Annotated in this window: 16 protein-coding genes and 1 tRNA gene; 1 reads left to right on the forward strand and 16 read right to left on the reverse strand. The window is 68.4% G+C overall.

Annotated elements, in window-relative coordinates; genetic code table 11:
* From WAL33_RS09760 to WAL33_RS09805, 10 genes are all read right to left on the reverse strand, one after another.
* Window positions 1-449, reverse strand: a 449-nt coding sequence (locus WAL33_RS09760) for a hypothetical protein (RefSeq protein WP_422180852.1), incomplete at its 3' end; no start/stop codon positions are given.
* A 10-nt stretch (window positions 450-459) separates the two neighbouring features.
* On the reverse strand, window positions 460-1,011 hold the full coding sequence (gene gspM, locus WAL33_RS09765) for a type II secretion system protein GspM (RefSeq protein WP_422180854.1): 552 nt from the start codon (window positions 1,009-1,011) through the stop codon (window positions 460-462).
* Window positions 1,008-2,054 carry a hypothetical protein gene (locus WAL33_RS09770; RefSeq protein WP_422180856.1) on the reverse strand — a complete coding sequence of 349 codons (1,047 nt, stop codon included), beginning with the start codon at window positions 2,052-2,054 and terminating at the stop codon, window positions 1,008-1,010. The genes gspM and WAL33_RS09770 overlap by 4 nt, the downstream gene beginning before the upstream one ends.
* Window positions 2,051-2,689: a prepilin-type N-terminal cleavage/methylation domain-containing protein gene (locus WAL33_RS09775; RefSeq protein WP_422180858.1), complete on the reverse strand. Its 639-nt coding sequence runs from the start codon at window positions 2,687-2,689 to the stop codon at window positions 2,051-2,053. The genes WAL33_RS09770 and WAL33_RS09775 overlap by 4 nt, the downstream gene beginning before the upstream one ends.
* Before the next feature lies 1 nt (window position 2,690).
* Window positions 2,691-3,062 carry a hypothetical protein gene (locus WAL33_RS09780; RefSeq protein ID WP_422180860.1) on the reverse strand — a complete coding sequence of 124 codons (372 nt, stop codon included), beginning with the start codon at window positions 3,060-3,062 and terminating at the stop codon, window positions 2,691-2,693.
* The gene (locus tag WAL33_RS09785; protein ID WP_422180862.1) at window positions 3,059-3,490 is read right to left on the reverse strand and encodes a pilus assembly FimT family protein; all 432 of its coding nucleotides are present in this window, start codon (window positions 3,488-3,490) and stop codon (window positions 3,059-3,061) included. Before WAL33_RS09785 ends, WAL33_RS09780 begins: the two co-directional genes overlap by 4 nt.
* Complete coding sequence (gene gspG, locus WAL33_RS09790; protein ID WP_422180864.1) at window positions 3,474-3,917, reverse strand: type II secretion system major pseudopilin GspG; 444 nt, start codon at window positions 3,915-3,917, stop codon at window positions 3,474-3,476. Before gspG ends, WAL33_RS09785 begins: the two co-directional genes overlap by 17 nt.
* A complete protein-coding gene (locus WAL33_RS09795; RefSeq protein ID WP_422180866.1) occupies window positions 3,914-5,119 on the reverse strand; it encodes a type II secretion system F family protein in 1,206 nt (401 codons plus the stop codon). Before WAL33_RS09795 ends, gspG begins: the two co-directional genes overlap by 4 nt.
* 2 nt (window positions 5,120-5,121) lie before the next feature.
* The gene (locus tag WAL33_RS09800) at window positions 5,122-6,795 is read right to left on the reverse strand and encodes a GspE/PulE family protein (RefSeq protein ID WP_422180868.1); all 1,674 of its coding nucleotides are present in this window, start codon (window positions 6,793-6,795) and stop codon (window positions 5,122-5,124) included.
* 633 nt (window positions 6,796-7,428) lie between these two features.
* A tRNA-Ser gene (locus WAL33_RS09805) sits at window positions 7,429-7,518 on the reverse strand.
* Between the two features lie 267 nt (window positions 7,519-7,785).
* Here WAL33_RS09805 and WAL33_RS09810 point away from each other — a divergent pair.
* Window positions 7,786-8,133, forward strand: coding sequence for an MmcQ/YjbR family DNA-binding protein (locus WAL33_RS09810; RefSeq protein ID WP_422180870.1), 348 nt, complete (start codon window positions 7,786-7,788; stop codon window positions 8,131-8,133).
* Here the strand turns inward: WAL33_RS09810 and WAL33_RS09815 are convergent.
* The 6 genes from WAL33_RS09815 to WAL33_RS09840 form a co-directional block, all read right to left on the reverse strand.
* Window positions 8,130-8,912, reverse strand: coding sequence for a DUF599 domain-containing protein (locus tag WAL33_RS09815; RefSeq protein ID WP_422180872.1), 783 nt, complete (start codon window positions 8,910-8,912; stop codon window positions 8,130-8,132). The two genes, WAL33_RS09810 and WAL33_RS09815, sit on opposite strands and share 4 nt — an antisense overlap.
* Window positions 8,913-8,958: 46 nt before the next feature.
* Entirely contained in the window at window positions 8,959-10,410 is a 1,452-nt protein-coding gene (locus tag WAL33_RS09820) for an MFS transporter (RefSeq protein WP_422180874.1), read from the reverse strand.
* Between the two features lie 126 nt (window positions 10,411-10,536).
* Window positions 10,537-10,692 carry a DUF3309 family protein gene (locus WAL33_RS09825; RefSeq protein WP_422180876.1) on the reverse strand — a complete coding sequence of 52 codons (156 nt, stop codon included), beginning with the start codon at window positions 10,690-10,692 and terminating at the stop codon, window positions 10,537-10,539.
* Between the two features lie 98 nt (window positions 10,693-10,790).
* A complete protein-coding gene (locus tag WAL33_RS09830) occupies window positions 10,791-11,192 on the reverse strand; it encodes a DUF983 domain-containing protein (protein WP_422180878.1) in 402 nt (133 codons plus the stop codon).
* A 301-nt stretch (window positions 11,193-11,493) separates the two neighbouring features.
* Entirely contained in the window at window positions 11,494-11,628 is a 135-nt protein-coding gene (locus tag WAL33_RS09835; protein ID WP_422180880.1) for an entericidin A/B family lipoprotein, read from the reverse strand.
* Between the two features lie 118 nt (window positions 11,629-11,746).
* Window positions 11,747-13,852, reverse strand: coding sequence for an acylase (locus tag WAL33_RS09840; protein WP_422180882.1), 2,106 nt, complete (start codon window positions 13,850-13,852; stop codon window positions 11,747-11,749).
* Between the last annotated feature and the right edge of the window lie 88 nt (window positions 13,853-13,940).

Below are 13,940 nucleotides of genomic sequence, written 5' to 3' on the forward strand. Positions count from 1 at the left end.
ACTCCGGGCTGGGCGTTTGTTGGCGAAGCGGAGTCGGCGACCCTCAGGGTGACGCGGCCGGCGGCGCCGGAGAGCCGCACAGCGCCGGGGCCGACCGAGGTCACGCGCCATCCGGCGAAGGTCTGGCCCGGTCGGGCGACGGCGGTGGCGCCGTCGGCGGCGCGCAGCACCGCGCTGGGAAAGCGACCGCCGGTCGTGACGCCCACCAGGGTCAAGGCGCCGGAGGTCACCCCGCCGTTTCCGCCGCCGGGCGCATTGTCATGGTTGATCCGGTCCGGCGAAAAGACCGGCGCGGCGAGTATGGCGGCGTAGTCCGGTGTGGGCGTCGCGACGAGAGGACGGCTCCGGCGAGGGGCGAGACCAGCCGCTTCGGCCGGCATGTCGCCGCCCGGCAGGGCCAGTTGCAAGGCGATGGCCGCAACGAGCGCCAGACAGGTCAAGGCGGGCACGATCTCGCCGCTATCGCGGCGGAGCGGCGCGAACCAGCGCCGAGACTTGGAGGCGGACGTCGAGCGACCCGTATTGCGATTGGGGTCGGTCCGCGCCGACCAGCGTGTATTCGACGACGAGGTAGGGCTTGTCATTCTGTAGTCGCCTTAAGCTATCGTCCAACTGGGTCAGGGTGATGCGTGCGTCCGCGCGTGCGCTGACCCAGCCGGCGGGGATGTCCGCCCGAACCTCCTGCAGTCCGCTGACCTGGCCCCCCGAGGCCGTGAGCGTCGCATTCAGCCTTTGCTTCAGCGCCTCGGCGGCCTGGCTCGCGCTCGGCGCGCTGATCTTGAAGTCACGGCCGGTCCGGCGTTGATCCAACGCCTCGGCGCGCAGCAGGGGGATCGCCTGAAGCAGGTGTTGGTCTCGCCGCCAGGCGCCGACCAGCGCCTCGCGCTCGTCCCGCCGCGCCTGGAAGCCGGCGAGGACGGGCGCGGCGATCAGCAGCCAGGCAAGGCCGACCACCAGGACCAAGAGGCCCACGGCGATCAGCTTGCGTTCACGGGGCGCCAGCGTCCTCATGATGGCTTTCGGGCGTCGACCATCACGTCGAACGGCTCCTTGCCGGTGGGCGTGCGGGTGGGCATGTCGGAGAGCAGCGAGCGCGGATTGGCCAGCCGTGTGGAGCCGCGCAGGGCCTCGATCAGGTCGAAGCCAGGGTCCTTGAAGCCCACCAGCCGCGCCGAGCGTCCGTTCCATTCCAGGCGTTGGAGCCATTGGCCCGACGGCAAGGCGCGGGTGACCGTGTCGATCAGGGCCAACGGGTCGTTGGCGCCCCGCCGGTCGAGAAGGTGCGTGCGCGTGGCGCGCTCGGCCCGAACGGCGCCCTGCAGTCGGGCCGCCAGGGCCGCCGTCGGACGCTGAGCTTCGACCCGCTGACGCAGGCGTGCGGTCTCGCTGATGTCGCGGCCGATGGCCACGCCGAGATTGGCCGCCGCCAGGACGCCGCAGGCCGTCCACCACATCGCCCGCCGGCGACGCGCCGGATCGCCGCCTTGGAGCGCCTGGATCGGCTTCAGGAGGTCCAGGACCGGCGCCGCGTCGCTGGGCGGGCGGTCGACCAGACGTTCGACAACCAGGCCCAGCGCCTGGGCTTCGGCGAGCAGGGCCGTGGCCTTGGCGCGAAGCATCACGCCCAGCCGGGCCGGCCTGGGGCTCTCCGCGCCTTGCGCCTGGAGGAACACCACGTCGTAGAAGACCTGATCGGCGGTGAAGGGCGTGTAGCGGTCGAGATTGAGCGCCAGCATGCGCCGCAGGTCGGGGAGGGCCAGCGGCGGTGCGTCGAAGTCCCGGATCAGGATGAGATCGTTGGGTATCAGCAGGTCGACGGCGCGCGGGCGCACCGAGGTGGTGTCGATCAGGGCGGAGACCTGGCCGGCGCGCAAGAGGCGTGCGGAAGGCGGCGTCTGGCGCAGGAGTTCGGCGAGCGGGCGTCCTCGATCCGAGCGTCCGCGAAGGGGCGCCGGGACGAGTTCGACCAGCTCGCGCCCCCACCAGGCCAGGCCCTCGCCCAGCCATCGCCCGATCGTGGAGAGATCGGCGTTCAGGACTTGCTGCGGCGTCATCGGCCCCGGCACCCGCCGCCGGGCTGCAGGACGCATTCGGTATCGACGTCCGCGAGCGGGCGAACCAGCAGGTCGGGCCAAGTCCGGGGGGCGCCATCGGCGAAGCCCACGCGGACGCGGACCAGTTCCGGCGGCGTGGCGTGCTGGCTCCAGCGCGGCCGCCAGCGCCGCACCCCGTCGGGCGGCGCGGCGCCGTAGTAGGCCAGATCCAGGGATCGAACGTTGCGCAGCAAGGGCTCGGGCGACGACCAGGCGTTCGGATCGATCGCCAGGTCGCTGACCCATTGGAAGGCCAGGGTCTCGTCGCTGGTCAGCGCCAGCCGGTATCGACGCAATCCACCGTGCTGGCCCGAGCGCTTCGGCGGCGCGAAGAAGACCAGGCTGGACGTCTCGCCGTCAAACTGCGCGCCGGGCGTGGTCTGGGCGTATCGGGTGACGGGCCAGACGTGTTCCAGGCGATCGCGCAGCGCGGTCTGGGCCGCTTCGACGGCCTCGCCGCGCATCGTTCTCGCATCGCTCGCCAGCCACGCCCTGCGGGGGGCGTCCAGGCCCAGCAGCAACATGGCGCTGAGCAGGCCCAGGACCATGAGGCTGACGAGCGCCTCGATCAGGGTGAAGCCGCCGTCGCTCTTCATGTCAGCCGCCCGCAACCAGTCGCCGGCTGGCGAGAGTGACGAGCGGACGCTCGCCGTCCGTCCGACGGACGGACACGGTCGCGCAGCGCAGGGCTCCGGCGGCGCTTTCACCGTCCTCCGGGCAGTCTTCCACCTTGAGCGACCAGACATAGTCGCCATCGACGCCGCCAATGCGGCCCGGCGTGGCGGGAAGCGCCGCGCCCACGGCGGTTAGCTGACTGCGTGCGACCATCAGCGCCGTCCGCCGATCCTCGATCCCGCGCTGGCGCATCGCGCTGTCGGCCATGACACGGAACGCCGCCGTCAAGATCAGGGCGACCAAGGCGGCGGCCACCAGGGCCTCCACCAGGATCGATCCTTCCTCCCGGTTCATGATCCGCCCCGCAGCAGGCCCGTGGCCGGATCGATCGCGAAGACCTTGCCGCGCCGGCCGTCCGTCAACCGCACGGACGCGTCCGTCGCCGAGGAGGTGGCCAGTGATCCATCGGACAGGAAGGCGACGCCGGCCCCGGCCGCGATCCGGAGATCGCCCACCAGGACCCTGCGGGGACCATTCGCCCAGCCGTAATGACGTTCGTCCTGCTCGACCTGCAAGGTCACCGGCCGGTCCGTCCGCAAGGCTTGGGCGCGCGCCATGCGCAAGTCCGCGCGCAGGCCGGCCGCAGCCTGTTCGAACATCGCCCTTTGCCCTCCCGATCTCAGGTTCGGGAAGACGATGGCGCCGATCATGGCCGTCAAAGCGACCACCACCAGGGCCTCGATCAGGGTCGCGCCGGCTTGGGGGTCACCAGTTGCCGACATCGCGCGCCTCCCCGGCGCCGCCTTCGGCCTTGTCCGAGCCCAGGCTGTAGACATCGGCCTCGCCGTGCTGGCCAGGGATCCTGTAGCCGTACTCCTGGCCCCAGGGATCGATCAGGGCGGTGGGCTTCTGCAGATAGGGGCCGTTCCAGCCGCCCGCGGTGGAGGGCGCGGCGACCAGCCCCTTCAGGCCCTCCTCCTGGGTCGGGAAGCGGCTGACGTCGAGGCGGTAGAGGTCCAGGGCCGCGCTGATGTTCTGGATCTGCACCTTGGCGGTCTGGCTGCGCGACGTGCCGAGATATTTCAGCACCTGCGGCGCGACGATGGCGGCCAGCAGGCCGATGATCGCCAGGACCACCAGGAGCTCCAGCAGGGTGAAGCCCTCTTCGCCCGGGCGGGCGAGGGCGTGATCGGTTCGGGTCTTGGTCATGAGGGGAGCGCCAGATCGTTGAAGCCAAGGATGGCGGACATCACGGAGGCGATGATGCCGGCGACGGCGGCCCCCAGGACGATGGTGATGGCGGGCGTCAGCAAGGCGATGAACCGGTCGAGCGCGACCCGCACGTCGCGGTCCAGCACGTCGGCCAGACGGTTGAGCATCAGCGCCAGTTGGGCGGTCTCTTCGCCGGTCCGCAGGAAGCTGATCGCGATCGGCGGCAGAAGGCCGGTGGCCGCGAGGGGGCGGGTCAATCCGCCGCCTTCCTTGAGGCCGGCGTTCACGCGGGCGACAGCCTGGGCCATGTGGCTGTTGGTGAGGGAGCGCTGGGCGATGCCGAGGGCGGTGGGCAGCGGCACGCCGCCCTCGACCAAGCTGCCCAAGACGCGCGCGAGCCGGGCCGTCTCCGCCGCCTTGATCAGGTCGCCCAGGCGCGGGACGGCCAGCAGGTTGCGATCCAGCACCAGGCGCGTGGCGGGCCTCTGCAGCCAGCGCAAACCCGCGAAGCCGCCGACGGTCAGCCCCACCAGCGCAGCCCAGCCGAACCGCCGCACCAGATGGCTGGCGCCCAGCACGACCTGGGTCGCGGCCGGCAGCTTCGCCTTCTGATCGGAGAACAGGCCTTCGAACTGCGGCACCACGAACAGCAGCATCATCAGGATGACGCCGGCGGCGACCGTGGCGAGCAGCACCGGATAGATCATCGCCGAGGCCACGGCGCGCCGCAGGGCCTCGGCGCGCTCGAGGGTTTCGGCCAGGCGCGTCAGGGACTGGTCGAGGCGACCGTTCGCCTCGCCGGCTTCGGCCATGGCCGAGGCCATCGGCGGGAAGAAACCCTTAACCTCGCTCAGGGCGCGCGACAGCGGAGCGCCCTCCTTGACCCGCTTGAGCAGGCGAACCAGTTCGGCCTTCAGCGCCGGCTCCGCTGCGTTCTCGACGCAGACGGCCAGGGCGCGGTCCAGCGGCAGACCCGCGCCCAGCAGCACCGCCAGTTCGCCCATGGCGTTGACTGTGGCCGCGCGCGGGGCGGCGCCGTGTGAAGCCTTGACCCGGGGCTCGGCGCTGGGCGTGGCCTCGATGGGGATCAGGCCCGATTGGCGCAGCCGCTCCATCGCCTCGTGCCGCGACGCGACGTCCAGGACGCCGGTTCGAACCTGGCCGGAGGGCGTGGCGGCGCGATAGGCGAAGGCGGCCATGCTCAGCCCTCCCTCGTCACGCGCAGGACTTCCTCGAAGGTGGTGAGGCCGGCCCGCGCCTTTTCCAGGCCGTCCTGCAGCATGGTCCGCATGCCCGCGCCGACCGCGGCGCGCTCGATGTCGCGGGCCTCGGTCTGGGAGAGCACCAGCCGCGCGATCGTGTCGTCGACCGGCAGAAGTTCGAGGATCGCCAGGCGTCCCTTGAACCCCGCGCCGCCGCAGGCCGCGCAGCCCTTCGCGCGCCATAGCCGCACCGCCCCCCCGTCACCGGCGCCCGGAAGTCCGACGGCGGCCAGTTCGTGCGGGGCGGCGTCATAGGACTGGCGGCAGTGGGGACAGAGGCGGCGGACGAGGCGCTGGGCCAGCACGCCGTTCAGGGTCGAGGTGATCAGGAACGGCTCGACGCCCATGTCGATCAGGCGCGTGATCGCCGCCGCCGCGCTGTTGGTGTGCAGGGTCGAAAGGATCATGTGGCCGGTCAGGGCCGCCTGGACGGCGACCTGGGCCGTTTCCAGGTCGCGGATCTCGCCGACCATCACCACGTCGGGATCCTGGCGCAGGAAGGACCGCAGAGCGGCGGCGAAGGTCAGCCCGATCTGCGGACTGACCTGGGTCTGGTTGACGCCGGCCAGACGGTATTCGATCGGGTCCTCGACGGTCAGGATCTTGCGCTCGGCGCTGTTGAGCGAGGCCAGCGCCGCATACAGCGTTGTGGTCTTGCCGCTGCCGGTGGGACCCGTGACCAGGACGACGCCGTGCGGCCGCGACAGGATTTGCTGAAACGGCGACAGGATGCGGTCGTCGAAACCCAGCGAGGCGAAGTCCAGGGCGAGGTTCGAGCGGTCCAGCAGGCGCAGCACAACGCTTTCGCCGTGCAGGGTGGGGGAGGTGGCCACCCGCAGGTCGATTTCATGGCCACGCACGGCCAGCCGCATGCGGCCGTCCAGCGGCAGGCGGCGCTCGGCGATGTTGAGATTGGCCAACACCTTGATGCGCGAGACAAAAGCGGCCTTCATCTGGGCGGGCAGCGACGTCTGTTCGACCAACGCCCCGTCGATGCGAAAGCGAACCTTCAGCGCGTCTTCGGTCGGCTCCACGTGGATGTCCGAGGCTCGCAGCTCGGCGGCCTGGGCGATCAGGGCGTTGACCGCGCGGACCACAGGTGCGTCGCTGGCCATATCCTTCAGGCGTTCCAGGTCGGCCTCGTCGGCGCCGTCGTCAGTCTCATCCGCAACCTGGCCGGCGATGGGGCCATAGAGGCGATCCAGCGCCGCCTCGACGTCGCCAAGACGGCCGACCAGCGGGCGCACAGGCCGCCCGAAAGCGAAGCCGAGCGCATGGACGGCGTAGGGGTCCAGCGGATTGACGAACGCGACCTCCACCTCGTCATCGACCTCGCGCAGCGGCGTGGCCTTGATCTCGTGAAGGAAGCGCGGAGAGGTTGGAACGCGCAGGGGCTCAGCCGGAAAATCGTCGATCGAGGCCAGACGCAGGCCGGACGCGTTCGAAATCGCCTCGGCCAGAGCGCTTTCGGACACCAGGCCCAGGCGTGTCAGGACGGCGTCCAGGCGTTCGCCGCTCTCGTCCTGCACCAGGATCGCGCGGGCCAAGGTTTCGCCACCGACCAGCCCGCGGTCCTGGAGCACCTCGGATAGAGTGGGATGTCGAACGCTCACAGCGATCTTCGCCTTCAGTACAATTGAAGTCGTTACTGCAATCGCCGACGCGCCGGCTGATCAAGTAATCGTCGCCAGCAAGCACTAAATATATATCTTTCGAAAGATAAAATTATAAGAATATTTTGTTACGGTGATTATATATTCAGGTAATAGAAATCTAACTCCAGTTATATGGAGCGCCAGCGTGAGTTTCTATTTTGGCTTCTAATCTGCCGTATCGTGAATGGTTAGGCAGTGTGCTTAAGCACAGGGCATGCGCCGTTTCCGCTTTCACCTGAGCCTCCGCGACGTTGAGGAACGGCTGGCTCAGCGGGGATCGAGGTCAGCTACGAGACATCCGCTGCCGGACGATCAACCTCGGCCCGCAGATCGCTCGGAACCTCAAACGGCGGCGGTGCCGCGGCGAAGCTAGGCGCGCCTGAGCCGGGTGTATCGCGCCGACGCGGGTAATCTGACGATGTCGGCATGATGCTGGCCAGGCGTTGCGGGTCATCCACCCCGTTTGCCCTGCCGCTCGTCCCGGCTCACCCGATTCGCGCGAGAAGCGGATTCACCTTCAAAATCGAAAGTGGGACCGTCGATGTCGTCAATATAAATTCTTGAATAAAAGCAACGCAATGCTTGGGGCGATGGCGGTGAGAGAGGGATTCGAACCCTCGATAGAGTTTCCCCTATACACGCGTTCCAGGCGTGCGCCTTCAACCACTCGGCCACCTCACCATGCGCATCAGATGCGGAAGGCGGTTGAGGCCCCCGACGCAGGAAGGGGCGCAATATACTCAGGAAGGTTGAGGTAGCAAGCGGCCATACGAGGTGAAACGAGATCGCGAACACCTTAGTATCGGCGGTTCAATTTCGATCCCGAGATCCCGCCATGGCTTCCGTCCCTAAAACCCTCGAAATGCCGACCGTCGACACCGCCCTGCCGGGACGTGCGGCGGCGATCCCGACGGCTCGGATCAGGGGTGGCGCTTTCAGGATTGAGCCATGACCCCCGAGGCCTTTGACGCCGCCGCCCTGGCCCTGCCGGGGGCGACCATGACGATCCAGTGGGGTGATGACCACGTCTACAAGGTGGGCGGCAAGATGTTCGCCGTGCTGGGTGGGGCGGTCGGCCGCAACGGCTTTTCGCTAAAGGCCTCGGACGTGGCGTTCGAGGTGCTGAGCGAAAGCGGCCGCGCCGTCCCTGCGCCCTATCTGGCCAGGGCTCAGTGGTTGTACTTCTCCGACCTGGCCGCCGAGGACGCGGACGAGGTCGCCGACTGGCTGAAGACGGCGCACCGCTTGATCGCCGCCAAGCTGACCAAGAAGGCGCGCGCCGAGATTGGGCTCTAGGCCTGTTCGTTGCTCTTGCCCGCCATATGCGGGCCGATGACCACCGGCTGGCGTTCCAGGATCTGGCGCACCTTGCGCACGGCGGCCGAGGCCGGGCTGCGGCGCTGGCGCCAGAGCAGCAGCATCATCGCCCCGCCGGTCGCCAAGGCGAAGGCGATGGGACCCAGCAGCCAGGCCGCCGCCGCCAGGGCGAAATAGTAGCCGCGAACCCCGGCGTTGAAGGCCGACAGGGCAGGATTGAGCATCGCGCCAGCCGCCTCGGCGTATTCCTCCAGCACCGCGCGCGGCGCCCACATCGGCGTCGCGCCGATGGCGGCCAGGCAGTAGTTCATCTGGCGGATGGCCCAGATGAAGTCGAGCAGGCCGCGCGCCAGGGCGATCAGCACGACGCCCAGCTTGATCTGGAAGACCAGGGCCGAGGCCGGAGCCAGGACGGCCAAGCCCTCGATGCTCTTGAGCGCGTTGTCGCCGCCGAACAGCACACCGGCCGCCGCGGCGATCAGGATCAGGTTGGACGAGGCGAAGAACGAGGCTGAATTGATCGCGTGGCCCAGCAGCTGGCCGTCCAGCAGGGCGATCTCGCGCACCGCCATCTCGGCCATCCAACGACGGCGGATCACCGTCATGTCGGTGTTGATGACGTTCTTCTCCTTGCCCAGCCGCTTGAGCATCGGTTCGTAGAACAGCCAGCAGAACAGGAAGAAGCCCAAGACCGCCAGATCGATGATCGGCAGGGCCAGGAACTGCTTGGACAGGGCGTGGGAGAGCGTGGAGGGCATGGAGCGAACTTAAGGCCGTAACGAGAGTCGGTGAAAGGGGGCGGTGTCAGTCCTCGAGGATCAGGCTGTGCTTGCCGGTGTCGCGCAGCAGCAGCGAGACGGTCAGGCCCACGGCCATGATCGCCGACACATACAGGTAGAAGCCGCTCTCCAGGCCTTCGTGCTTGAACCACAGGGCGACATATTCAGCCGTGCCGCCGAACGCGGCGTTGCCGATGGCGTAGGGCAGGGCCACGCCCAGGGCGCGCACATGGGTGGGGAACAGCTCGGCCTTCACCACGGCGCTAATCGAGGTGTAGCCCGACTGCACGAACAGAGCCGCGAAGATCAGGCCGAAGGCGACGGCGGGGCTGGTCGCCTTGGCGGTCAGGCTGAACACCGGCCAGGCGATCAGCGCGCCCACCCCGAAGGCGAAGACCAGCATGGTCTTGCGGCCCAGGCGGTCCGACGCCCAGCCGAACAGGGGTTGGATCAGCATGAAGCCGGCCAGGGTGGCCAGGTTGATCGCCCCGGCCGTGGCCTTGTCGAAGCCCGCCGTGTTGACCAGGAACTTCAGCATGTAGGTGGTGTAGGCGTAGAAGGCCAAGGAGCCGGCGGCGGTCAGGCCGATGATCGCCAGGGTCTGCTTGGGATGGCGCGAGACCAGCGGCGCGGCCAGGGCCGCATAGGTCGCCACCAGCAGCGCCACCGCCCCGTACTGCGCCGTCGCGGCGAACGGCGCTTGCGTGAAGCCCACGACCATGGACCCCACGGTCGCCAGCAACAGGCCGCCCACCCAGGCGATCTGCCGGCGGCTGACCGGGTCGTGGGCGGTCGTGACGTTCTGGTGGGAGACGCTTTCCTCGATGCCGGTGCGGATCCAGAACACCACCACGGCCAGGACCGCGCCCACGAAGAACGGGATGCGCCAGCCCCAATCGGCCAGGTCCTCCTTGCTGAGGGTGTTCTGCAGGATCACCAGCACCAGGGCGGCGACAAGCTGGCCCATGATCAGGGTCACGTACTGGAAGCTGGACCAGAAGCCGCGCCGCTTTCGGCCGGCCATCTCGCTCATATAGGTGGCGCTGGCTCCATACTCGCCGCCGACCGACAGGCCTTGCAGCAGGCGCGCGAGCAGCAGGATCATCGGGGCGGCGTCGCCGATCCTGGCGTGGCCGGGCGTGAGGGCGATGATCAGCGAGCCGACGCACATCAGGCCGACGGCCAGGGTCAGGCCGGCTTTGCGGCCCTTACGGTCGGCGTACAGCCCCATCAACCACGCCCCGACGGGACGCGCGCCGAAACCGACCGCGAAGATGGCGGCGGTCTGCATCAACTGGGCTGTCTGGTCGCCCTTGGGAAAGAAGACCTTGGCGAAATAGATCGAGAAGGCGGCGTAGGCGAACCAGTCGTACCACTCGACCAGATTTCCCGCCGAGCCGCCTAGGATGGCGCGGGTGCGGCGCCAGGCGCTCATAGGCGCGATGGGGGGCGGCGTCGCCGTAGCGGTGTCGGTCATGTCGCCCCCCTATCGCCCCGTGGGGCGTTGCGGGGACCTTAGGCGAACATGGGTCTTGGAGGAAAGGGCGCGCGAGCGGTCAGGGACGCACGCGGGCGTGCGTCCCTCGGATCCGTTCGGGCGCTGCTAGATCCTGCCCATCAGCACCAGGACGATCAGGATGACCAGGATCAGACCCAGGCCGCCGGAAGGATAGTAGCCCCACGAGCGGCTGTGGCCCCAGGTCGGCAGGGCGCCGACCAGGGCCAGGATCAGGATGATGATGAGGATCGTGCCGAGCATGTCCGTCTCCGTTGCATCCGAGCGCCCTGCGCGTCGGGGTTAGGCGGAGGGAATGCGAGAAGTGCGGCCAAGGTTCCGTGACGGACCGTGGCCTCCCCCTATCCGCCCGGGCAGTCCTCGGACTTGCGCAGGCCCACGGACCACAGGGCGCCGATCACCGCGCCCTTGACGCGGGGCAGCAGCAGCAGCGTCAGGGCGGCCAGCGGCAGCACCGTCAGCGGCACCACCAGCACCGGCGACATCTTCCAGATGAACGGGAACAGCAGCAGCGGGGCCACGACCAGGTGGCCGATGATCAGGATCGTGAAATAGGCCGGGCCGTCGTCGGCCGGATAGCGCGCCAGATCGTGACCGCAGACTTCGCAGTCCAGATCGACCTTCAGATAGCGCGTGTACAGCCGTCCCTCGCCGCAGTTGGGGCAACGATGGCGGACGCCGCGTTTCATGCCCGTCAGCATGCTGGCGGGCTCCGGGCTGCAGGAGGACGGCTGCTCGTTCATGGACGTGGATATGCCTCCGAGAGGGGCCTGGCGAAAGGGGGCGCTCGGTCGCATGCGCCATTTTGAACCAGTTTTCGTTGAGACGAACATTGATCGGTTAAAGAGTTCGCCTGAAAGGCGAGCCCTCAAAAGCGCCGTTGCTCGACCCGATTAACCACAACTGTCTCGTGACCTTAGCGGTAAGTCGTGATCAGCCTTGAGAAAAGCGCCGCGCAGCCGTTGTGGTGAGGCGCGGCAGCTTAACTTGTACCAAGGTTCATGGATTCCGGTCGTCTGAAGTCCGCAACCGTTGATCCTGCGACTATTTGGCGTCCTTGGCGGTGTGGGTGACGGCGCGGCCGGCGGCCGAGACGTCCTGGCCGACGCCGGCGACGGTGTTGCAGGCCGAAACCACCAGGGCGGCGGCCACGGCGGTCAGGATCACGATCTTGCGCATGGGAGGGTCCGGAAAGAGGGAGGAAACAGCGCCGAAGCTTAGCCTTGTAGAGCTTAAGCATTCAAGCGGCGGCCTATGTTTCCCGCCAAAATCGGGCCGCTTCATGGCCGGGCGATCGCTAGCGCTTTCCTGGCCGGTAGTCCTCCTTCACATGCCCGCGCAACTGGGCCTCCGTGAACAGCACCGGCTTTGTGCGCATGGCCGCGAACAGCGGGGTCTGGTCGGCATAGTGCGGGGAGGCGGCGTCCAGGGTGGCCGAGCCGAACTGGTGGATGCTGTCGGAATGCACCACGCCGCCCGCGTCCCAACGCACGAACATGATCAAGGTGTCGCCGGCGTCGGCGGTGAGCGTGCCGTCCTTCTGCGGTATGCCCCAGACCGAGCGATAGGTGTCGGCCCCGCCGTCGATCGGCAGGTCGACCTTGCCGCGCCGGATGCGGTTGACCTGGCCCCACTCGGGATCCAGGCGACCGAAGTTCGTCTTCAAGGTCACAATCGCCGCCTGCAGGCTTTCGAGCGGCGTGGGGACCGGATCGCCGTTCATCTGGGCCACCAGGATCGGCTGGATCGTCAGCGAGGCCAGGGCGGCGGCGCGGTTGTGGACATCGGTGCGCCGGTCCCAGCCGCGCAGGATCGCCTGGGCGTTCTTCAGGTCGGCGTCGGTCCCCGGATCGAGCGCCGTCAGCGTCTTGATCATCGCCACTTCGGACGAGTGCTCGCTATAGGTCAGGTCGAACTTGTAGCGACGGAAGGCCTCGTCGGTGATCGCGCGATCGGCGCCCACCCGTTCCTGGACGCGCAGGGCGCGGTTGGTGACGTTGGTCTGCAAGCCTTGGCTGGCCGGGAAGTCGGCGGGTTTCAGATTGTCGGCCGGGTCGCTGGCCAGGAACGGGCTGTTGTTGGAGTTGTAGACGTAGCCCGAGCTGGGATTCCACAGCTGGGGAATGGCGTCGACCGGGCGATAGCCGTGCCAGATCAGGTCGGAGCGGTCGCCAGGCAGCACGCCCTGCCAGTCCACGCCCTCGCGACGGTTGGGATACTGGCCGTTATGGACGAAGCCGATGTTCCCGGCGGCGTCGGCATAGATGTAGTTCAGGCTGGGCAGGGCGTGGGTGGCGATGCCGGCCCGCCATTCCTCGACGTTCCGCGCCTTGTTCAGCCGCCAGTACTGCAGCGGCTGGCGGTATTCGCCCATGCCGGCGTAGCGCAGGGCGAACAGGCCGTGCTTGGTCTCCAGCACGGGGCCGTGGACCGTGCGCAGGGCCTGTTTGGTCACCGGGATGACGATCGGTCCCCACAGCTTGACCCGCATCTTGACATCATGCCGCTGGAAGTCGCGCCAGGCGCCGTCCAGCCTGTACTGGTTCTTGTTCTGGGGGTTGATCGTCAGGCGATAGGCGTCGAACAGGTCGGGCTTGGAGACGGTGTTGGCCCAGCCCAGATGGGCGTTATGGCCGTGCAGCATGAACGGCGCGCCGGGAAAGAAGCCGCCGGCCACGTGCCAGCCGTCGCCGCTTTCGACCACGGCCTCGTACCAGGCCACCGGGCCGGTATAGGGCTGGTGCGAATTGACCAGCAGGCGGGGCAGGTGGTCGGCGGTGCGCGAGGGCGCCAGGGCCAGGCCGTTGGAGCCCTTGGGCGGTTCCTTCTGGGGCGTCTGCGGCGCGTTCAGCCGCTTCAACTCGCCGTCCAGGCCGTAGAAGAACGGCTGCTTGAACACGAAGCCGGCCAGGGCGTCCTTGCCGGTCAGCGGCAGCAGGCCGGGCGTCACGACGCCGGGATGGGTCGCGGCGTAATAGTTCACGCCGTCGGCATAGGCCTCGAGCACGGCGCGCAGGTCGGCCGGCAGCTTGGGATATCCCATCTCGACCGTCGGCCAGACCTCCAGCAGGCCGACCAGATAGTCGGTGACCGCAGCCTTGGGGCCGTCCCTGCGAGCCAGGGTTCCACGCGTGGCCAGCACCACCGATTGCAGGGTGGCGAAGTCGTCCTCGGATTGGGCGTAGGCCAGACCGAAGGCCGCGTCGGCGTCGCGCCTGCCCAGGATATGCGGCACGCCCCATTCATCGCGGCGGATGCGCACGTCATAGGTCGCGGCGCGGGCGATCAGGGCCTGGGTGTCGGGTTTGGGCGGCCGGGCGGCGAGGTCCAGCCCGATTAAGGCCAGCACGGCGACCAGCGCCAGGCAGACGACGGCCGACAGGCCTCGCAGGATCCAACGCATGATGTTCCGCCCCTATCGCTCTTTTGGCGCGATGATGGGCGCGGATCGCCCTGGGCGAAAGGTTGACCTTGGGGAAGGGGTTTGCCGG

The sequence above is a fragment of the Caulobacter sp. genome, assembly GCF_049283275.1.
In the GTDB taxonomy this organism is placed as follows: domain Bacteria; phylum Pseudomonadota; class Alphaproteobacteria; order Caulobacterales; family Caulobacteraceae; genus Caulobacter.

Coding starts and splice junctions, on each gene's coding strand:
- gspM (WP_422180854.1), bottom strand. CDS start 1,011: ATGAGGACGCTGGCGCCCCGTGAACGCAAGCTGATCGCCGTGGGCCTC.
- WAL33_RS09770 (WP_422180856.1), bottom strand. CDS start 2,054: ATGACGCCGCAGCAAGTCCTGAACGCCGATCTCTCCACGATCGGGCGA.
- WAL33_RS09775 (WP_422180858.1), bottom strand. CDS start 2,689: ATGAAGAGCGACGGCGGCTTCACCCTGATCGAGGCGCTCGTCAGCCTC.
- WAL33_RS09780 (WP_422180860.1), bottom strand. CDS start 3,062: ATGAACCGGGAGGAAGGATCGATCCTGGTGGAGGCCCTGGTGGCCGCC.
- WAL33_RS09785 (WP_422180862.1), bottom strand. CDS start 3,490: ATGTCGGCAACTGGTGACCCCCAAGCCGGCGCGACCCTGATCGAGGCC.
- gspG (WP_422180864.1), bottom strand. CDS start 3,917: ATGACCAAGACCCGAACCGATCACGCCCTCGCCCGCCCGGGCGAAGAG.
- WAL33_RS09795 (WP_422180866.1), bottom strand. CDS start 5,119: ATGGCCGCCTTCGCCTATCGCGCCGCCACGCCCTCCGGCCAGGTTCGA.
- WAL33_RS09810 (WP_422180870.1), top strand. CDS start 7,786: ATGACCCCCGAGGCCTTTGACGCCGCCGCCCTGGCCCTGCCGGGGGCG.
- WAL33_RS09815 (WP_422180872.1), bottom strand. CDS start 8,912: ATGCCCTCCACGCTCTCCCACGCCCTGTCCAAGCAGTTCCTGGCCCTG.
- WAL33_RS09820 (WP_422180874.1), bottom strand. CDS start 10,410: ATGACCGACACCGCTACGGCGACGCCGCCCCCCATCGCGCCTATGAGC.
- WAL33_RS09825 (WP_422180876.1), bottom strand. CDS start 10,692: ATGCTCGGCACGATCCTCATCATCATCCTGATCCTGGCCCTGGTCGGC.
- WAL33_RS09830 (WP_422180878.1), bottom strand. CDS start 11,192: ATGAACGAGCAGCCGTCCTCCTGCAGCCCGGAGCCCGCCAGCATGCTG.
- WAL33_RS09835 (WP_422180880.1), bottom strand. CDS start 11,628: ATGCGCAAGATCGTGATCCTGACCGCCGTGGCCGCCGCCCTGGTGGTT.
- WAL33_RS09840 (WP_422180882.1), bottom strand. CDS start 13,852: ATGCGTTGGATCCTGCGAGGCCTGTCGGCCGTCGTCTGCCTGGCGCTG.